Source organism: Tenacibaculum amylolyticum, from assembly GCF_964511145.1.
GTDB classification, from domain to species: Bacteria; Bacteroidota; Bacteroidia; order Flavobacteriales; family Flavobacteriaceae; genus Polaribacter; species Polaribacter amylolyticum.
On sequence record NZ_CAZEFZ010000022.1, the window covers coordinates 1 to 21,080 of the forward strand.

A 21,080-nucleotide genomic window follows, 5' to 3' on the forward strand; every position below is an offset into this window, starting at 1 on the left:
AAGTAGCTGTTCTTGCAGCATCATTATTAGCTACTATAAAATTATTATCTAAAGCAACCGTAAAAATAGCTCCCGCATTGATCGATTTTGCTACTTTTTGATTCAAAGCTGAATTATCATCTCTACCAATCCCAAAAATATCATTGTTATAGGATGTATTAAGCGTTTCATCCCACATTTTCGTCGTTCCATCTGATGCCAGATAGGCTGTAGCAGAAGTTTGATCTAAAGTAATTCCATATTTTAATGATAAATATGAATTTACACGTTGACGCTCTTGATCTGTAAGCTTATTATTATGTAATATAACTTCTGAAATATTTCCGTTGAATACTGAGCTAGCAGCTGCGCCAACAAAAGTTTCTGGAGATTGTCTCGATGCAAAATTAGTTGTATTTGTTGTAGAAGTATAATTTAATGCCCCATCAAACGATGCTGCCCAATCATTGGTTGCACTATGGGTGTTATAGATATGAGGATCTTGAATCTCAACAGCGGAACCAATTGGAGGTGTTAGTGGATTCCAATTATGTGATAATCCTGGAAAAGTAGCACCAAATGTATCAAAAATATGTCCATTAGAAAAGTCATATTCTTGAGTTGAACTTCCAGCATTTCCTGCAAATTGATAAGGAAACCCTCCATCTACAGTGTGTCCTACACCTGCTTCTACTACTGAGAAAACTTCAGCACTGGTGGCACCGCTTAAAAAAACATCTGCCCCATAATTAAAAAATTGCCCACTCGTAAGCCCATTACCATTAAAAGTTACATAAGGATTAAAGTTATGTCCATCATTTGTATATGTCATAGCAGCTCCACCTCCTGAAACAATTTCTCCTGTATGTTTATTCGTTTCATCATTCCAATCTGTAGGCGATCCTCCTGAAACAGTGACATCTCCATTTGCTTTTACCCAAAACTCTAAACTTCCCAGCACCCCTCCAGGAGAAGGAGTTAAAAAAGCTAGCGTTATATACGCTCCATTCGTAAATGTAACCCCAGTTAACTCTCCATTGGCATCTAATTTCCCTAAGACAGTTTGATCTCCTGTCGTAGAAAAATCTCCATCCGTATCTGAAAGTACATCATATCCTCCAAAACCTTCAAACTTAACATTTACAGCACCTACACTTCCTACATTTTGCACTTGCCATTCTCTGGTAATACGCATATTATATGCCGTAGTATTTAATTCTGTTGTTTGCGTAGTTGTTGCTCCTCCATCATTGGCAAAGGTTAAAAACTGTAAATCACTACTAAAAGTAGTTGTTCTCGTAGCATCGTTATTTGCTACTGTAAAATCATTATCTAAAGCAACCGTAAAAACAGCTCCTGTATTAATTGATTTCGCTATTTTTTGATTCAAACCTGAATTATCGTCTCTTCCTACACCAAAAATATCGTTGTTGTACGATGTATTAAGGGTTTCATCCCACATCTTCGTAGTGCCATCTGATGCTATATAAGCAGTCGCTGACGTTTGATCTAAAGTAATACCGTATTTTAATGAAAGGTAGGATTGAATTTGATTTCTTTGTACTGTTGTATTACTTGAACTATAAATGATCAACTCAGATAAGACCCCATTTAAAGGAAATTCACCATTAGAGTTTCTACTTCCTATTCGTAAAGCAGCATTATTGGAAGAACGTACACCACTTGGAGTAATCTTAGGAACATTTAATCCATTTACTCCTGTGTTACCTACATCAGCATTTATCCCTCCAAAAAACAGGTAAGGGTTTTGATTCGTATAATCTCCATTAACACCTTGTCCTATAACTTGGGAAGTGAGTGGTAAAAAAACAAAACCATGGTCTCCAAAAGTACCGTTGTTCACAAGCATTTCAAAATGCCCTGCATTCGTATCATTTGTTGATGTGATGAATTGAATTTCTGAATCTACATTTCCGCTTTGAACCGTATTTGATTTATAGATAGCAAATATTTCATAATCTGAGTTTTGAATTCCTAACACACTTGGTGTAGCAGAAAGCATAAAATCATTCTGAAAGTTTAAACCAGCATTAAAGTTTATAGTATTGCTATTTAATATGGGTTGACTTGCTGCAGTTGCTTGGCTTGCATTATTTCCATTTCCTGATTGATCTGACCAAGAATCAACCGCTTGCCCATCTGTTTGACTAATTCCATTATTGGATTTTAACCATAGTGATAAATCCGTAGTGACTCCTCCTGGAGATTGGGATAAACAATGGTATATATTAACTGTAAGAAATACAATTAATAGTAAAAAGTATTTTTTGTTCATAAACAATACGTTTTTAAGGTTAATCTTATAAGTTCTACTCTATTTTCTTAGGGGATATATAGAAAATGAATGCTTTTCAATTATTCTAATAAATGCGGTATTCTTAACCGTTTAATGTAGTTCCTTTACACTTAGTGTTTTTAAATACAGTATTTACTAATTCTGTGAAAACTCTAGTATATTAAAGGCCTTCAAATGGGGTATTTCCCATGTTGTTTGTGTAAAATTCTATAGCACAACTGTTACAGAAGGAAGGGAGTGTAAATTGCACCTCGTAATTCCCACTCCCGACACTGGTAAATGAAGACAACCATACCAAGTCTTCATCTAAGTTCTGTAATTCATTAGTTCCTCCTCTAATGATTATAATCCCCGAGATCTCGTTGTTATATATAAAATTGTGTGTGTAGTTTACCCCATTTGGGCCTTGATTATACATACCATAATTTACATTTCCATGAATGGTATTTTCTGATATATTTTCGTTTATACTGATTCCGTCTATTGAAATCTTAGTAAGTTCTGATGTTATAGTAGTTACTCGTCGTACCGATCTTTCTGTGAAATCGTTTGCATTCCTTACAACATAGTCTACAATTTCTGCTGATGCTTGGGTATTGTTTATCTTTTTATTGAATCCTCTTACTGATATGTTTGCAAACGAGAGTGCAATACATACATAAAAATGAAGTTTATTAGAGTAGAGATGTTTAAAAAAAGACAGCTTTCTATCTTTCCCTAAGAATAGTAGAAATTGTTTCATAGTATCGGGGTTTGACTTCTGAATTATTGTTACCTAAATGTAGATCAACATTTTGTAGCAGAAGCAAAAAAATACATTACTGGTTGTTTTTGTAAATAAACGGTTATTATAGACAAATGAAAGGTTTCTTCTGTCTTTCAAGCTTCATAATGAGGTAGCATAATGATTTACAAGCTCTTGTATAAACTTCTTATATCGAGCTCCTTTTAGTTTATATTTTATAGTTAATGGACTACTTTTTTGAAGTGAAGTGCTTAATGGCTTATTTTTTACAGAGTTTTTTGTAATCTGGTTGGCAGCTCTGTTTTTACTTCAGAAGCTTCCCGCTGCACGGCTGACGGTTCTGTTCTATTTCAGAGGCTTCTCGCTGTACGGCTGACGATTCTGTTCTATTTCAGAGGCTTCCTGCTGTACGGCTGACGATTCTGTTTCATTTCAGAGGCTTCCTGCTGAACGGCTGACGATTCTGTTTCATTTCAGAGGCTTCTCGCAGTACGGTTGGCAGTTATGTTCTATTTTAAATTTAAAATAGTTTGTAGTTTTTCTTGCTTTCTTCTAGAAATAGTTAATGTGATATCGTTTTTTAGCTTACAATACCCACCGTCTTTTTTGTATAAGCTTTCTATATAACTAAGGTTTACAATATATCTTCGGTGAATTCTAAAAAACATATTGCTTGGTAATATTTCTTCATAAAACCCTATATTTTTTGCAGCTAAAAAAGTTGATCCATCGTTAAAATGAAATAATGTGTAGTTTCCTGAAGATTCACAGAAGATAATATCTTTATCTTTAATTACTTTAACTTTATCACCATTAGCAATTGCTATAATCTCCATTTCTTCTTTTTTCAGCGTTGCTTCAGATTCTATTTTTGCTATAGCTTTGTTTACAGACAATACTAATTCTTTAATACAAAAAGGTTTCAGTAAATACCCTACTGGCCCATACTTAATAGCTTCTACAGCATATTTATCGTAACTAGAAATAAAAATAATATGAAAGTTAAGATGCTTGGTCGCTTCTAAGATATCAAAAGCCAAAAACTCTTTTAAATAAATATCTATAAAAACAATTTCTGGAGTATTGTTTTGTATGATTTGAATAGCATCTTTAAAACTATAGGCTGTATTGGTTACAGTTATATTTGGACAATATTGATCTAAGAAATGAGCTAATAACTTTACACTTTTAGGTTCATCATCTATAATGATAGAATCATATTTTTTCATTCGAGGGGGATTAAATCTAATTATATTTTATTGGATCTGCTCTTTTTTATCTTTCTTGTTTCGTAGTTATTATAAAAACTACTTTTGTTCCTGCTTTTTCACCATTGTTTATTAAGTCTATTGTTTTCATTTGCACTGTTTTCTTATTATTCATTTGATTAATAGTTGTTATTTTATTAACCAGCATTCCTAATGCATGAACTTTATAATCTTTTTTACCTGTTGAATTTTTCGATTTACTTCTTCCTACCCCATTATCTTCTATCACTACTATTAACTCATTTCCTGTTACTATGAAGTTTAATAAAAGCATCCTATTTTTATCTTTTGGTTCTAAACCATGTATTATGGCATTTTCTACAATAGGCTGTAAAAGCATACATGGAATTAGTACGTTTTCTGCTTTGCTTCCTTTCAGTTCTACTTTAATTTTATATTCTAAATTATTATCTAATCTTAATTTTTGAAGGTTTATATAACTCTTTAAGTATTGTAATTCTTTTTCTAAAGTATGCGTATCATAATCTATCATATCCATTGTAATTCGCAGTAGTTTTGAAAAGGAATTGATATACTCATTTGCATCTACTTCGTTTTTCAATACCAAATCGCTCTGAAGATTGTTTATGATATTGAAAATAAAATGTGGATTTAATTGTGAACGCAATAGTTTAAGCTTTAAGGCATGAATTCCTGCTTTAACCTTGGTTTGTTCTTTTTTCTTATGTACATAATTGAATATTAATAAAAAGATTACAAGGAGTATTACGATTATTGTTACAATAATAAATAGACTGGTTTTATAGAATATCTGATGTACTTTAATTGGTATTGTTAAAACATTTTTAGACGTTTCTCCATAATCATTTACTCCAACTACTTTTAATGTATAGTTTCCTGGAGGAATTCCATATACTCTAATAGTTGTAGCATTTTGATTATCTATCCACTGATTTGATAGTCCGTTAATTGTATAGCGATATTGATTATTTTCTGGATTAAAAAAATCTGATAAGCCTACTTTTAATTCAAAAGAGTTGTTGTTATAAGCCAATTCTATTTGATCTAACTTATTGTATAGGTCATATTTTTGGATTGTTTTGTTAGATTCTTCATCGAAAAAAATAATTTCTTTTGTATAGATTTTGGGCTGGGAATATTCATTTTTTAAAATCTCATTCACATTAAATTTATAAAGTCCATTTACACTTCCAAAATATAGAATACTATCGTTGAGTTTTAGTGCCGATTTTTTATTAAACTCATTATCATTTGGTTCTTCTGAAACAAAGAAGGAGTTTACTTTATTTGTTTTGAGGTTTACATAAGAAATACCATTATGAGTGCTTAACCACAAATTATTTTTTGTTTCTAAAATGGCATATACAGTTTCATTATATAAACCATTTTTCTTCGTGAGCTTTTCTAGTTTTCCGTTCGCTAATATTTTATTTACACCATGGTCTGTAGCTAACCATATGGTTCCATTATCACTTTCGTGAACATCAAAAACAATATTGCTTGTAATTCCTTTTGTAGCAACTGTATAAATAGTTACTTCTTTTGTTTTTAAATTATATTTAAATGCACCTCTATCTGTTGCAAACCATACTATTTCTTTATTTTTTGATGGTAGTATATCATTGATTGAGTAATTTGTTAAATCAACTTTATCATTTAATTTATTATGTGCTATTGTATTTCCTAGTTTTTTATCGAAAATGGAAATTCCATGTCTACCTCCCATCCAATATGTTAAGGAGTCACGTTGTTCAACAATACTGTTCAAATGATTTATATGAAATTTAGAAATCGTTTTTTGAAATTCATTGAATTTTGCTGCACGTTGTCCTTCTGTAACTGCTAGAAATGTAGAATCATTTTCTCTAATCATGGTATAGATACTCATTCCATCAATAAGTTTCGTGCTATCTTTTTTCAATTCAAAAATTCCTGAATAAGAATTTACATAAATTCCTCCGTCTTTAGTAGGATGGATAGCTCTACAGGAAACATTTTTACGAGGGGCATTTTTGAGGTACGAGACAAAATTATTTTTTAGAATTTTAATTTTTATAATTGAATTTCGCTTGTTCAACCATAAAACATTCTTTTTCTTATCAAAAGTAAGGTCATTTATATATTCAAATTTATTTACTTCTTCAATCGGGCGTAAGGTAATTTTTCCTTTTTCATCTGAATAAAATTTTCCAAATAGTAATCCTGGGTGCTCTACACTATTAAAAGCAATTCTATAATTTGGATCTAGTGTTTTATTAAATAATAGTTTATCAAAAGGAATTTCTAAACAGTACTCTTCTATTTCCGGAAGGTAAATGTATTTATATGGTCTTCCATTAAAATAGTAGCTTCCTTTATCTTTAAAAAAATTAGGAACATTCTTTATTCCTAGTAAGGATATTATGTTCTCCGAATTTGGAAAACAATTCTTTTTTACTAATTGTAATTTATTATCCTTATAAACATAAATAGATTTATGATATATCAATATTATTTGCCCTAAGTCATTTATTTTTAACCGAGCATCTGCAGTAAATTCTTCGCTAACTTTTCCTAATAACTTTAGTTTGCCATTAGTAACTTTAAAAAAATATCCCAACTTATCTGCTACATATACAACATTCTCATTTACAATTAAAGAAGCTAACGGAGTTATTTTATCGGATTCTGGTAGTTTATATTGAATGAGTTGAACATTTCTCCCTAAAGAATCTATCACAAAAAGTCCTCTATGGGAAGTCATGTAAAGGTTTTGAGATACGTCTATTCCTAAATTATCATAATTATCTTCATACGTTCTAACTCCTGTAATTCCTCTTTTTGCATTATACTCGTATAGACCTTTTACATTATTGTCTGTAAATTTTAATGGTATTATTGTTCTTTCTTCTCCATCACTTCTAGCCAATGCATCTATTGTAGCGTACCAATGATACCCGTTTTTATCTAAAACAATATTACTATGTATAGAGTTACGAGTTTTATACGAAACATCTATTTGATAAGTAGGATGAGTTTGTGATGTAACTTTAACTAAAATAAAAAGAAAAGTAAGTAAACAACTACGATTTAAATACAACATAAAATAAAACCTCTATGAAACAGAACTATAAAACAAAGAGGATAAAAACGACCTCCCTTCCCTCAAGTTTTAAAACTTTAAATATTCAATGTGCTTTTAGCAATTATTTTCTAGACTATTATTTTGCAGGGTTTTATATTTTTATTTTTCTGTAATGTGGCAATTTTTATAAATACTAATGAAATAGATTGAATCGAAGTTATTATCATATTAATAGATTGAGGGGTAACTTGGGAAGCAAAATACAAATTATTCTTAGATTTCATAAAAAAATTAAGAATATCGTAATAAATATTAAACTTACACTTCTTACGATTACAATTTAAAGAATGTATTTTTCCTTAAACCAATCCGTTTTCGTACGCATATTTTACCAAACCCGCAGTGTTTTTTACATTAAGTTTAGATAATAAGTTTCTTCTATGTGTATTAACAGTATTAGTGCTAATGAAAATTTTATCAGCAATTTCTTGTGTAGTATTTTCTGCTACTATTAAAAGTAGGATTTCTTTTTCTCTCCTACTTAATTCTGTAATGGAGTTTTTATGTATGCGTATTTTTCTATCGTTATCTTCTTTTTTTTCTTGGATTTCTTTACTGAAATAAGTATTTCCTTTATAAATCTCCTCCAAAGCCAAAAACAATTCTTCTTGTACAATATTCTTTAACAAGTATCCGCTAACTCCGTATTTAATTAAACGAACAACTAATTGTAAATGGCTATGAGTACTTAATATTAATATTTTAATATCTGGGAATTTGTTTCTCATATGTTTACATGCTTCTATCCCATCCATTTCTGGCATACTAAGATCTAGAATAACAATGTCTACTGTTTTCTTTTTTAACGCTTCTAACAACGCTATACCATTAGTGACAGTTTCTACAACTTCAAACTTAGGATTTGTTTGTAATAGCTTTTTTATTCCTTCTAGAAATAACACATGGTCGTCTGCAATTAATAATCGAATTTGTTCCATATACTTAATTCGGTATTTCAATATTTATAATGGTACCTCTTCCTAATAAACTATCTATACTTACTTTTCCTTTTCTAAAACTTATTCGTTCTTCTAAATTAGTCAGGCCAATACCTTTGTGTTTTTGGCTAATTTCAAAACCATCTCCGTTATCTTCAAAAATGATATTTATACTTCCTTCTAATACATTTATATCTAAACTAATAAAGCTTGCATTTGCATGCTTTATAGTGTTCGTAACTAACTCTTGTATGATGGAAAAAAACTCGTATTGCAATTCTATATCTAAAGCATCAATTTCTTCTTCAGGATATAAATGTACCTCTGTTTTAATTCTACTTGCCTTCCCTACTTCTTCAATGTAATCTTTTATTTGTTTTACATAATTATCTTTTACATATCTTTTTACTAAAATATCATGTGAAAAATTTCTTACAACATCATATAAATTATCTAATTGATGAATAACCGACTCTAACTGCATGCTACTTTTTTTAACAGCGTTTACTTGCAGTTTAATACTAGCAATTGAATTCCCCAAATTATCATGTAACTCTTTTGCTACTTCTTTTCGTTCTTTTACTTGTCCTTGTAAATTTGCTTTTACAATTTTTAAATCTTGGTCTTTTAAAATAGAAAGTACTTTTTCTGTATTCAACTCTTCCTGTTTAATTGCATGTAACTTTTGAGTTTTCCATTTTTGATAAAAAACAATGGCTAAAATAATACTCAACAACAAAAAGATACTTAAAAAACTTGCTTGTAAAAATTTCAGTTTTTCTTGTGTTTTAAGTTCTTTTGCTTTGTATTGATTTTCCTTTTTTAAAGAAGCAATTTCATTTTGTTTTTGCTGCATATTAAATTTAACTTCTAACTCTTTAATTTCCTTATCTCTCTGAATTGCTTGTATAGAATCTGATAGGTATTGCCTTTTCCTACTTACTGTAAATGCTTCTTTATAATTTTGTTGCTTCACATATAATTTTTCATAAGAATCGTATATGTCTTTCTCTAGCTTATAATAATGTTCCTCTTTTGCTAATTTTAAAAGTAACTTTAATGTTCTCGAAGCTTCTTTATATTTATCTTGAATTACATAAACTCTTGCCAAACCTAATTCAGCTACGGAGAGATAATATTTAAAATCATGTTTTTTTGTTAATTCAATTGCATTCTTATAATAGATAATTGCTTCTTTATAATTTTTACTTTCATAGTGATTGTTTTCTGCTAAGTTGATAAGTATGACTACCTGTGCTATAAGATCTTTAGATTCTTTGGCAAATGCCAATCCTTTTTTAAAGTATATTTCTGACTCTTTTATCTTTTTTTCCTCTGCCAATAATACTCCAATGTTTATATAGGATCTCATAATAACATTTGGATCTTTAGCATGCTGTAAGGAGAATTCATACAACGCTAATGCTTTTTGGTACTCTTTTCTTTTTCTATATACTTCTGCTAATCCTTGTTTATGACTTAGCAACATTAAACTATCTTTAATTTTTTCTGAAGTATTTATCCCTTTAATATGCCATTCAATAGCATTTTCTAGAAGACCTTTACTATTATTAACTACACCCAAAGTATGATACTCTCTATTTTTTCTTTTTAAACTAAGAGTGTCTTCTTTGTTTTTAAGAATTTCTAAAGCTTTGTTTGAATAATAAATAACAGAATCGTAGTTCCCTTTTTTTTGATGATAAAAACTTAGGGTTGTTAGCGATTTTATACGTGTTGTTTCACTTTTACTATTGTGTAGTACTTTATATGCTAAATCTTTAAACTCTTTATCTTTATTATATACTGCAAAATAATATAGCGTATCTAATAACTTTTCTTCGTTTTTATCTTGTCCAAAAGTAACAATAGACATCAAAACAAAAAACAAGAAACTTCTATAGTATTTTTCTAGCATAGTTAGCATATCTCATAAAATTATACTCTTTAAAAGTACAAATTAGGCACATCGATTTACCATGTATTTCCTCTTTTCTTCTTCTTTATACTTAAAAATACTCATTTCTAATGAGTGTTATAATTCAGACTGAGCTTAATTTTGGATAAAAACCAAAGAAAAAATAAAATGAAAAAATCGACTACATTACGTTACATAATTTCTCTACTAATACTCATCATTTTTAACAGTTGCGATAAAGATGAAATTATAAACGAACCTCCTACGATTACTTTAGAAAGTCCTATAGACCAATTTAAAGTGCAACCTGGCAGTACTTCTGTTTTATTAGAATGGAAAGGACAAGATGATGCTGATACCAATAACCTTTTATACGATTTATATTTTGGTAACACAGTACAAGCTACTCCTTTTAAAACGAACTTAACAGAAAGCTCTTTCTTACTCGAAAATTTAGAATTAGGAAAAGCGTATCAGTGGAAAGTAATTGTTACAGATGGAGTTCATAAAACAAGTAGTGAAATTAGAAATTTCTCTACGGGGAACTTACCTACAATTAATCTAACAGCACCTGCAAACGAAGCAACTTTAACTGAGTTTGAAAATGTATTTGAATTAACTTGGAATGCACAATACGATGATGGTGATTTAGTATATGATGTATATTTTGGAGAGACTTTACCTGAAACTCCTACTGCTACAAATATTCCACAACCAGTTTATGAAGTTTCTGGATTGTCTCCAAATGCAACCTATCAATGGAAAGTAGTTGCTAGATCTGGAATTGCAGAAAAGGCAAGTGAAACATGGAGTTTTAATACTGCTGGCACTACTGAACGTATTATAGATTGGGCACCAATAGATAATGCAGTAAGCTATAACATTTATATGAGTGAAACACCATCTAACTATCAACTTATTGGAGAAGAAATTAGTGATACTTCTTATACTTTTACAAATTTAGAAAATGATAAAAAATATTATTTCCGACTTAATATAATTGATAGCAATGGTAATCTAAGTGGTAGAGGAACAACTTTCGATGTAACTTTTAAAGAAAATGAAAGAACACGCCTTTATGTTGGAGATCTTATGATAAAAACTCAGGAAGAAGCAGATAGTATAGCCGAGAAAAAATACACTGAAATTATTGGTGGTATACAAGTTTCTGAAAGTTCAAATCTAACGCATCTTAATGCTTTTAGTAATTTAAAATTCTTACGAGGAATAAATTCTCAAGCAAATATAACCATAGAAAAAAACTCTTTACTCACAGGTCCTGTAAGCTTTCCTTTATTAGAAAATGGAAGACTCATTAGCATTAAAGATAATCCTAAAATCACAAGTATTAACTTTCCTGAATTAAAAGAATTGAGCGAATTAGAACTACTTGGCAATAATCAAGTTGAGGGAATAATTATGTCTAAACTTACCAATCTATTAGCTATTTCAATTGGAAAGCTTCCTAATACTTCTATAAGAAATGATGACTTTATAGTTGATGCTTATGAGGCTAATGCCCAAGAACTTTATGGGCATGAAAAACTAACTAAAATAGATCTTCCATTAACAGGAAATATTGAACAAGTCAGGCTTTCACACCTTCCAGCATTAAGTAATCTAGATTTCTTAGAAAACGTAACACAAATCATAGCTCTTCAAGTTAGTACTTGTAATAAACTAGAAGAAGTTTCTTTACAAGCTAGAGTTGGCTTTTCAGTTTTTTTCTTTAATCAAAACCTGTTAAAAACAGATTTAAAGTATTGGTTAAGTGCTAGGTGGTATGGTAATCCAAATTTAAAATCGTTAGAAGGTGAAATGGTAGATAACCTTCTACCAGGAGCTCTCATTATAAGTAATAATGACAAATTAGAAAATCTTGACGGTTTATCTTTTCTTCAAAAGAAAGCTGATATTTTTTGGATCTTTTCCAATAATCCTTCTTTAGATAATTTTTGTGGAATCAAAGATAGTTTTGATTCAGCTAGCAGTGGAAGATTAATTATTAAAGAAAATAAATACAATCCTACTCCTGAAGAGATTTTAAATGGTAATTGTTCTGAATAACTAACAAATTTCCTTTTTCACAACAGTTGCTTCTTTATAAAGTTTCAATTAATACAAAGTTTAATCAAACATCCCCCTTATGCGTTTATTTTACATCTTATTCCTCTGGATTTATTTTACAAGCACTCTTGTAATCGCTCAACTACAAACAACAGTTGAGTTGGTTACTGATACTGACATTACTCCAACTAATAATGAATTGGTAACCTTTGGGCTTCCTATTAAAAAAGGACTTTTAACAAATCTTACCGATGTTAAAGTAACAATTGGGAGTACTGAACAAGCTATTAGTATAGAAAAAGGATTAACCTGGTGGTCAGATAATTCAATTCGTTCTGTTATTATACAATTACAAGGAGTTGACATGACAAAAGGTAATGTTTCTTTAACAATTACTGATGATGGTAGGAATACGGCAAATGATTTAGTTATGCTACCTCATCATAATGGATGGGTACAAGCTGGTGCAAATAAAAGTAATATGTCTTATCCTAGAATTTTTGTACTCCATGATATCGTATATTTATCAGAAAGTAATTTAGTTCCTCCCTATATTTCTGCTCCATCTAATACAGATGCAATTGAACTATATAAAGAAAAACAATTTGATGATTGGGCTGGATCTTTAGATTACCCCAATTCTAGTAATGGAAACTGGTTATTCGATAGGGCTACTGCAATGGCAAAAGCGTATATGACCACTGGTAATGTCAAATATTTAAAAGAAGCTTTTTTATCAAAACAATTTTATTTTGAACACATAAGAAAAGACGAAACTACTCCTGCTGCTCAAGGAGGAAATGGTTGTTGGACATGGGGTGCAACAGCCTGCGCAGATGGAAAGTATATTTATACACAACCTGCAAAACTTTTGCTTGGATTAATTGGAGATAAAAGTCAATGGACAAACCAACTTATTATAGATATGGCTTTACAGGCAGACTTAGGTTGGAATCAGTACAGAACCAGAGACACATACGATAAAGAAACAGAAGGTTTTACAGAAAGAGCTGCAGGAATTGTAGGTATGACCGAATTATTTAGCTATGAAATTACTGGCGATGCTACAATTTTAAACCATATGAATGAACGCATTGCTAGCTTGAAAGATATGCAACAAACTTCTAAAAGCTGGGATATTTCTAATAATTGGACACCTAAAAGTGGAGCTTTTACACATTCTGTAGGAGTTCATGAAGGGAATTATTCTGTTTCTTCTGCTCCTCTTGCCAATACAAACGACAGAGGTTTTTCTCCTTGGATGAGTGAAAATATTACCGATTTCTTATGGAGCGCGTATTGGATTACCAATAATCCTGATATCCCAGAAATACTCAGACAACTTGGTAATGCCGTTGAGCGATATGGTTTCACAACGTCTTATAATTCTACTACAAACAACTATGATTTTAAAACACCTTTCGCTTCCATAAATAGTCGCTCTCATCCATGTATGAATGACAGAAAAGGGTTGGATTTAACTTATTTTGCAAGCGCATATGCTTCTGAAGACACCATCAGTTCAGACGATTGGTATCCTTGGTATACAAGTACACACAATGTTGAAGCTATTTTAGTGTTAGGTACTGCTTATTATTTCGAAACTGATCCTTCTAATAAAGTTCGATTGAAAGCTCGATTAGATAAACTAAGGGCTGGAATATTTACATCTGATTGTGCAGCAATATCCATAGTTCCTAGATTATGGAATTGGCAACATAGATCTAACTCTGTACGAACATGGGATTGGATTCTTGCTAACGATCAAGGAATATTAAATGTGCCTCAAGATGAAATAACCAAACAAATAACTTTTTTCCCTAATCCTTTTGAAGATCAATTTTCTATAAAATTAGACCAAGAAGTAGCAAACGTAAACATCTCTTTACAATCTATTTTAGGAGAAACTATCTTTGAAAAAAAGTATCTAGCAGCTAAAACAATCAACCTTGAATTGGCTGATATTTCTAAAGGAGTTTATCTAGTTACAATTCAATCAAAAAAAATAAACACTACATTTAAAATCATAAAAAACTAAAAAGCTAAATTCTATTCATAATGGAATACTACTTTATAGGGCAACATAAAAAAGTGTGTGAAAAACGCACTGGATACAATTCTATTGACAGTACTTTTTTTCGAGATGAACAAACTACTAGGGTTCCAGATGTTATTATTTATAAAGACAATAAGATAACTGTAGTACAACCTGAACTTTGGAGCGATATTATTGGTGGCGGCGGTTTTAATGTATATTCCGATAAAATATGTGGAGTTTTAAAAACACTAGAACTTCCTATTGTTATAAAACCTGTTAGACTAGTACTAAATGAAAGCGGACATAAAAAAACAGGATACAACCTAGTTCTCAAAGTACCTGATATTCAAAACAAAACATTAGGAACTGATCCAGCCAAAACTTTTGACATTGATCAAACACAAGTTGGAGTATTGCCAATTTTCGATTTACGTTGGAAATATGGTTCTTTTCGTGTTATCAATACATTTCTTAAAGAAAAGTTTGACAAGCTTAAACTAGCTGGTGTGCATATAAAACCGCTATCAGAATTAACTAGTTTTGAACTTCAGTTTCTATTATGGTAATTCACTTAATAGAAATACAATTATTATCCTAAAATCATTATTTTCAAAAGCGTGCTAACCTCCTATTTACTATAGCATTGTCCATAAAAATCATTTTAGCAACTCAAAACCGCTTTTCAGCAATTGCTCTAAAAATCATTTTACTATCAACTATACATTTACGGAATAAAATGACTTTAAATTCCTAAAATGAGAACCTTTAAAAAAATAGTATTAGCAAGTTTAATAGTCTTTGCTATTTCTTGCGGAAAAGATGATGATAGTATTCAAAATACAGCGCCTGTAATAGAGGCACAATCATTTAATGTATCGGAAGCAATAACAGATACAGAAACGATAGGAAATATACAAGCATCTGATGCCGATCCTAATGAAGAACTTACTTTTAGTATTAGTACTAATGACAATGACTTATTTCAAATTACTGATGCAGGTAAACTGAGTTTAGCCTCAGGAAAAAGTCTTGATTTTGAAACAGCCACTTCACATTCTATTACTGTAAAAGTAAGCGATGGTGAAGCTGAAGCTTCAGCTACAATCACCATAAATGTGGTAGATGTTAACGAAAATACGGCTCCAGTAATTGCGAATCAAATATTTGAAATTGCCGAAAATAATGCTGCAAATGCAATTATTGGACAAGTTGTAGCTACAGATCCAGAAGGAGATGCACTAACTTATAGCTTAACTACACAAAGTACTGAATTTAGTATAGCTTCTAATGGTGAATTACAAGTATTAACTGCACTAGACTATGAGACTACTACAAGTTATACATTAGAAGTAGCTGTAAGCGATGGTATGCTTTCTAGCACAGCCTCTATTATTATAAATGTAACCGATGTAGATGAAACTGACGCTTTTATTACTACCTGGGAAACCACTACAGCTAATGAGGAAATCATAATCTATACAAATGCGAACCAACCTGAATTTACTTATAATTATACCATTAATTGGGGTGACGGTACTATAGATACTGGTGTATCTGGTGATGCAACACATATATATGCTAACGCAGGTACTTATAAAGTAGCAATTACCGGAACGTTTCCAGCAATAAGCTTTTTTGCTTCTTCTCAAGAAAATAGAAAAAAACTTAAATCTATTGACCAATGGGGAAAAATTACTTGGCAAAGCATGAGATTTGCTTTTAAGAATTGTATAAATATGAAAGAATTAGCTACCGATGCGCCAGATTTATCTAATGTTACTGATATGACTGGAATGTTTCAAAGTGCAATATCTTTCAATCAAGATATTAGTAACTGGGATGTGAGTAATGTTGAAAATATGGATAGAATGTTTGCAGGAGCAGCTGCTTTTAATCAGGATATTAGTAATTGGGAGGTAAACAATGTTACAAATATGGCATCAATGTTTAATTTTGCTTCCTCTTTTAATCAAAATATCGGAAATTGGAAGGTAAATAATGTTACAGACATGAGAGGGATGTTTACTTTAGCAAAGGCTTTCAATCAAGATATCGGAAATTGGAAAGTAGATAATGTAACAAACATGAGAGGGATGTTTGAATCAGCTGAGGCTTTCAATCAAAATATTAATAGTTGGAATGTAGATAATGTAACAAACATGGGTGCTATGTTTACAGGAGCAACTGCTTTTAATCAAGACATTAGCAGTTGGAAGGTAAATAACGTTACTGACATGTCAAGTATGTTTCGTGGTGCTACTACTTTTAATCAAGATATTAGTAACTGGGAAGTAGATAACGTTACTGATATGTCAGGTATGTTTCGTGGTGCTAATGCTTTTAATCAAAATATAGGAGACTGGAAGGTAGGTAATGTAACAAATATGGTTCTTATGTTCTCCGGTGCAGAGGTTTTTAATCAAGATATTAGTGGTTGGAATGTGAGTAATGTTACCAATATGGAATCTATGTTTGGGGCTGCTCTTGCCTTTAATCAAGATATTAGTGGATGGAATGTAAGTAATGTTACAAACATGTCATTTATGTTCGCCGGCGCTCGTAAGTTCAATCAAAATATAGGGAATTGGGAGACAGAGAAAGTTACAAGTATGGCAGGTATGTTTCAAAATGCAATAGCTTTTAACCAAGATTTAAGTAGATGGACTATAAGTAATGTAACAAGTATGCGATTTATGTTCCGTCATGCAGAAGCCTTTAACCAAGATATTGGGAACTGGAAAGTGGATAAAGTCGTAAATATGGATAGAATGTTTGAAGCTGCTCTTGCCTTTAATCAAGATATTAGTGGATGGAATGTAAGTAATGTTATTATCATGTCATATATGTTTGCAAATAATTCAGCTTTTAATCAAGATATTGGTAGTTGGGATGTGAGTAATGTAACAAATATGCGCTATATGTTTGCAGATAACTCAACTTTTAATCAAGATTTAACAGGATGGGATGTAGCTAATGTAACTCAATGCGCCCATTTTACTAACTCTTATTCTGCACTTGTTAATAGCAATCGTCCAAATTTTACCAATTGTACTCCATAAGAATCAGTATTAATATATATACGTTTTAATACACATAATAAAACATCGAGGTTTTTATCTCGGTGTTTTTTATTTAAAAAGGATCATTATTATTTTTCTTTCAGTCTTCTCTAAAAAGATATATCATATTAAAATATAGATACAACTTATTAGGATAACCTTCTTTCTGATTAGAAAGCTTTTCATTAGGAATGTTTGTTATTTTAGCATTTTTATTTGAAATTAAAATGACCAAAAATTTACGTCCAATAATGTTGGTAGGTACAGGTTCAGATGTGGGTAAAAGCATATTAGTTACAGGTATTTGTCGCATTTTAAAACAAAAAGGATATACTCCTGCTCCTTTTAAAGCGCAAAACATGTCTTTAAATAGCTTTGTTACTAAAGATGGTTTAGAAATTGGACGTGCACAAGCGGTACAAGCGGAAGCAGCAGGTATTTCGTGTACTACAGAAATGAATCCTGTTTTGCTAAAACCTTCAGGAGCTAATAAATCGCAAGTCATTTTACATGGAAAACCTATTGGCGATCAAACTGCTCGCTCCTACTTTTTAGGAAATAACAAGCAGGAACTTTTTAAGGAAGTCAAAAAAGCTTTTACCAAACTACAAGCACAATACAGTCCAATTGTATTAGAAGGTGCCGGTAGTATTAGCGAACTAAATTTAAAACACAGAGATATTGTTAATATGCGTATGGCGCAATATGCCAATGCAGCTGTATATTTGGTTGCAGATATAGATCGCGGCGGCGTTTTTGCAAGTGTGTACGGTAGTATTGCTTTATTAGATGAAGATGAAAGAAAACTCATTAAAGGCATTATCATTAACAAATTTAGAGGCGACATTTCGTTATTTGAAGAAGGAAAAAAAATGATCGAAGATCTTACGAATGTCCCTGTATTAGGAGTCATTCCTTTTGCTAAAGATATTTATATTGAAGAAGAAGATTCCTTAGCTTTAGATACGAAGAACAAAGCTATAACAACTGGTAAGATTAATATTGCTGTTGTATTACTACCTTTTATCTCAAATTTTACTGATTTTAACCGATTAGAAAAAGATGAAAGAGTTCATTTATTTTACACTCGCTCTAAAGAAGATCTTAAAAAAGCTGATATCATTATCATTCCTGGTAGTAAGAACACCATTGCCGACATGCAGTTTTTAAGAAATGCTGAGCTCGCTCAAGAAATATTAAACGCTTACGAACAAAAGAAAAAAGTAATTGGTATTTGTGGCGGTTTTCAAATGTTAGGTCAGTCTATTTCTGATCCGCATCATGTGGAAAATGATATCCACACTATTCCTGGTTTGGGCATTATTCCTGCACATACTACAATGGCTGCTGAAAAGACTACCTCACAATGTAATTTCACATTCAAAGCATACGAAGAAACATGTACAGGTTATGAAATTCATATGGGAATAACTTCTTTTGAACATCAACAAAAATTAAATACTATTAATAATACTCCAGAAGGTTATATGGATGAACATTGCTGGGGAACTTATATTCATGGAATCTTTGATAATAGTATTGTAATCGATGATCTTCTTAAAAATTTTTCAATAGAAAACACTTCAGAAACATTTGACTATAAAAAATACAAAGAGGAAAACTACGACAAGCTAGCGGCACATTTAGTATCTAATTTAGATATGGATTATATCATTGCTCAAATGCAATCATCATTATAAATCGTTATGGATTACGGACACGGAGACGATCAATATAAGTTTAACGGAATTACTTTTAAAGCGAACTTTAGTTCCAATGTATATAATTTAGGAGCCAATAATCAGCTGAAACAATATCTAAAAGAACAGTTAGATACTATAGAAAGTTATCCTGCTCCTAGTAGTGAAATACTTACTGAACTTATTGCGAAACATCATGCAATGGCTACTCAAAATTGCTTGGTAACCAATGGAGCTACAGAAGCATTTTATCTAATTGCTAATACTTTTCATGGTAGTAGTGTAACTATTTGCACACCTTCCTTTTCCGAGTATGAGCAAGCCTGTATGGCTAATAATTTGCAAATAGAATTTATTCATAGAAAGTCAATTCTTCAACATCAATTTACAACGCAGTTAGCGTTTATCTGCAATCCTAATAATCCAGATGGTTATGAAAACACTAGTGATGAAATAGCAACCATAGCTGCAAAACATCCAAACACGTATTTTATTATTGATGAAGCTTATACAGACTTTACTAGCAGTACTATTTCTTGTGTAGAATTGCTTCTCAAACACTCAAATATTATTCTTGTAAAATCATTGACCAAACTATTTTGTATTCCTGGATTACGCTTAGGGTATATACTTGGTAATAGTGCTATTATTTCTAAATTCATGCAACACAAAATGCCTTGGAATGTAAACAGTATTGCGCTGCATGCAGGTGAATTTATATTTCAAAACTACATCGATCTTTTACCTGATTTCAAAAACTATTTTTCAGACGCAATAGCATTGCAAAACGAAATAAATGCTTTAGATGGTTTTGAAGTAATTCCTACAAATACAAGCTATTTTTTAGTTCGCTTATCTCAACCAAAAGCCTCAGAATTAAAATCGTATTTAGTACAGACACATCAATTATTAATACGAGATGCTTCAAATTTTAGAACTCTAGATGAGCATTATATTCGAATTGCTAGTCAAACTCCACAAAAGAATAACTTGTTGATTAAAGCCTTACGTGAATGGAAAAACTAATGTTCTTGCTCCCGTTAATTATTGGCTATCTCCTCGATTTGCTTTTAGGAGATCCTAGATGGCTTCCCCACCCTATTCGATTGTTTGGAAATTTAATTGCTTTTGGAGAACGAAAACTAAATAATGTAAAACCTCTCTTTTTAAAAGGAGCTTTGTTAACCATTGTACTCACAACAAGTACATTTACTTTTTTTTATCTAATACAAATACTTTTAAAACCGTATCCAGTTCTTTATATCATCGTACAAAGTATTTTTGTATTCTATGCCTTAGCTAATAAAAGTTTGATACAAGAAGGTAAAGCTGTATTTGATGAACTTGCCAAAGGAATCGTTCAAGGTAGAAAAAGACTTTCATGGATTGTAGGTAGAGATACTTCTCAATTGAATGAACAACAAATAAAAACAGCTGTATTCGAAACCTTATCAGAAAATTTAAGCGATGGCGTTATTGCACCACTATTCTTTTATACAATATTAGGCGTACCCGGAGCTATGTTATACAAAATGGTAAACACCTTAGATTCTATGATTGGGTATAAAAACGATCGTTATTTCTATTTTGGGAAATTTGCAGCTAAACTAGACGATGTCTTTAATTATATTCCTGCACGAATTACAGCGATTATCATGCTTATTGTTACAGGTAAAATTCAATATGTAGCTACCGTATTTAAAGAAGGAAAAAAACATACAAGTCCAAATGCTGGTTATCCAGAAGCTGCTTTGGCTTATATTATGAAATGTAGATTTGGAGGTCCTAATTATTACCATGGAAAATTGGTAGACAAACCTTTTATTGGAGAACACAATAGACAAATAGCAAATGATCATTTTTCTACCGTTGCCAAAATAAACCATGCTACTACATTTTTCTTTCTTGTACTAAGTAGCTTGCTTTATTATTTTTGCTTGTGATA

13 protein-coding genes are annotated in these 21,080 nt (G+C 31.1%); 7 read left to right on the plus strand and 6 right to left on the minus strand.

The genetic code is table 11. The features are described 5' to 3' along the window. The 6 genes from ACKTTC_RS08080 to ACKTTC_RS08105 form a co-directional block, all read right to left on the minus strand. Positions 1-2,275 (minus strand): hypothetical protein (locus ACKTTC_RS08080; protein ID WP_408039299.1); only part of this gene is annotated, 2,275 nt, incomplete at its 3' end. 181 nt (positions 2,276-2,456) lie between these two features. Next, the gene (locus ACKTTC_RS08085) at positions 2,457-3,038 is read right to left on the minus strand and encodes a hypothetical protein (RefSeq protein ID WP_408039300.1); all 582 of its coding nucleotides are present in this window, start codon (positions 3,036-3,038) and stop codon (positions 2,457-2,459) included. A gap of 512 nt (positions 3,039-3,550) precedes the next feature. After that, positions 3,551-4,270 (minus strand): LytR/AlgR family response regulator transcription factor, encoded by a 720-nt coding sequence (locus ACKTTC_RS08090; protein WP_408039301.1) that lies wholly within the window; start codon positions 4,268-4,270, stop codon positions 3,551-3,553. Positions 4,271-4,316: 46 nt separating this feature from the next. Then, positions 4,317-7,373: a sensor histidine kinase gene (locus ACKTTC_RS08095; protein ID WP_408039302.1), complete on the minus strand. Its 3,057-nt coding sequence runs from the start codon at positions 7,371-7,373 to the stop codon at positions 4,317-4,319. 341 nt (positions 7,374-7,714) lie between these two features. Next, entirely contained in the window at positions 7,715-8,353 is a 639-nt protein-coding gene (locus tag ACKTTC_RS08100; RefSeq protein WP_408039303.1) for a response regulator, read from the minus strand. Positions 8,354-8,357: 4 nt separating this feature from the next. Continuing rightward, entirely contained in the window at positions 8,358-10,271 is a 1,914-nt protein-coding gene (locus tag ACKTTC_RS08105) for a tetratricopeptide repeat-containing sensor histidine kinase (RefSeq protein WP_408039304.1), read from the minus strand. A gap of 168 nt (positions 10,272-10,439) precedes the next feature. Between ACKTTC_RS08105 and ACKTTC_RS08110 the strand changes: the two genes are divergently transcribed. The 7 genes from ACKTTC_RS08110 to cbiB all read left to right on the plus strand — a co-directional run bounded on the left by ACKTTC_RS08110 (position 10,440) and on the right by cbiB (position 21,078). Then, positions 10,440-12,338: a fibronectin type III domain-containing protein gene (locus ACKTTC_RS08110; RefSeq protein WP_408039305.1), complete on the plus strand. Its 1,899-nt coding sequence runs from the start codon at positions 10,440-10,442 to the stop codon at positions 12,336-12,338. 79 nt (positions 12,339-12,417) lie between these two features. Further along, positions 12,418-14,376: a T9SS type A sorting domain-containing protein gene (locus ACKTTC_RS08115; RefSeq protein ID WP_408039306.1), complete on the plus strand. Its 1,959-nt coding sequence runs from the start codon at positions 12,418-12,420 to the stop codon at positions 14,374-14,376. A gap of 20 nt (positions 14,377-14,396) precedes the next feature. Next, on the plus strand, positions 14,397-14,942 hold the full coding sequence (locus ACKTTC_RS08120; RefSeq protein WP_408039307.1) for a hypothetical protein: 546 nt from the start codon (positions 14,397-14,399) through the stop codon (positions 14,940-14,942). A 189-nt stretch (positions 14,943-15,131) separates the two neighbouring features. After that, the gene (locus tag ACKTTC_RS08125; RefSeq protein WP_408039308.1) at positions 15,132-17,435 is read left to right on the plus strand and encodes a BspA family leucine-rich repeat surface protein; all 2,304 of its coding nucleotides are present in this window, start codon (positions 15,132-15,134) and stop codon (positions 17,433-17,435) included. Positions 17,436-17,662: 227 nt separating this feature from the next. Next, positions 17,663-19,135 (plus strand): cobyric acid synthase, encoded by a 1,473-nt coding sequence (locus ACKTTC_RS08130; protein WP_408039309.1) that lies wholly within the window; start codon positions 17,663-17,665, stop codon positions 19,133-19,135. A 6-nt stretch (positions 19,136-19,141) separates the two neighbouring features. Continuing rightward, the gene (locus ACKTTC_RS08135) at positions 19,142-20,161 is read left to right on the plus strand and encodes a pyridoxal phosphate-dependent aminotransferase (protein WP_408039310.1); all 1,020 of its coding nucleotides are present in this window, start codon (positions 19,142-19,144) and stop codon (positions 20,159-20,161) included. Continuing rightward, positions 20,149-21,078, plus strand: a complete 930-nt coding sequence (cbiB, locus tag ACKTTC_RS08140) for an adenosylcobinamide-phosphate synthase CbiB (protein ID WP_408039311.1) — start codon at positions 20,149-20,151, stop codon at positions 21,076-21,078. Before ACKTTC_RS08135 ends, cbiB begins: the two co-directional genes overlap by 13 nt. Positions 21,079-21,080: the final 2 nt, after the last annotated feature.

What these genes read in the sequence shown, in the direction of transcription:
- cbiB (WP_408039311.1), top strand. Translation starts at nt 20,149, where the DNA reads ATGGAAAAACTAATGTTCTTGCTCCCGTTAATTATTGGCTATCTCCTC.
- ACKTTC_RS08120 (WP_408039307.1), top strand. Translation starts at nt 14,397, where the DNA reads ATGGAATACTACTTTATAGGGCAACATAAAAAAGTGTGTGAAAAACGC.
- ACKTTC_RS08085 (WP_408039300.1), bottom strand. Translation starts at nt 3,038, where the DNA reads ATGAAACAATTTCTACTATTCTTAGGGAAAGATAGAAAGCTGTCTTTT.
- ACKTTC_RS08135 (WP_408039310.1), top strand. Translation starts at nt 19,142, where the DNA reads ATGGATTACGGACACGGAGACGATCAATATAAGTTTAACGGAATTACT.
- ACKTTC_RS08115 (WP_408039306.1), top strand. Translation starts at nt 12,418, where the DNA reads ATGCGTTTATTTTACATCTTATTCCTCTGGATTTATTTTACAAGCACT.
- ACKTTC_RS08095 (WP_408039302.1), bottom strand. Translation starts at nt 7,373, where the DNA reads ATGTTGTATTTAAATCGTAGTTGTTTACTTACTTTTCTTTTTATTTTA.
- ACKTTC_RS08100 (WP_408039303.1), bottom strand. Translation starts at nt 8,353, where the DNA reads ATGGAACAAATTCGATTATTAATTGCAGACGACCATGTGTTATTTCTA.
- ACKTTC_RS08105 (WP_408039304.1), bottom strand. Translation starts at nt 10,271, where the DNA reads ATGCTAGAAAAATACTATAGAAGTTTCTTGTTTTTTGTTTTGATGTCT.
- ACKTTC_RS08125 (WP_408039308.1), top strand. Translation starts at nt 15,132, where the DNA reads ATGAGAACCTTTAAAAAAATAGTATTAGCAAGTTTAATAGTCTTTGCT.
- ACKTTC_RS08110 (WP_408039305.1), top strand. Translation starts at nt 10,440, where the DNA reads ATGAAAAAATCGACTACATTACGTTACATAATTTCTCTACTAATACTC.
- ACKTTC_RS08130 (WP_408039309.1), top strand. Translation starts at nt 17,663, where the DNA reads ATGACCAAAAATTTACGTCCAATAATGTTGGTAGGTACAGGTTCAGAT.
- ACKTTC_RS08090 (WP_408039301.1), bottom strand. Translation starts at nt 4,270, where the DNA reads ATGAAAAAATATGATTCTATCATTATAGATGATGAACCTAAAAGTGTA.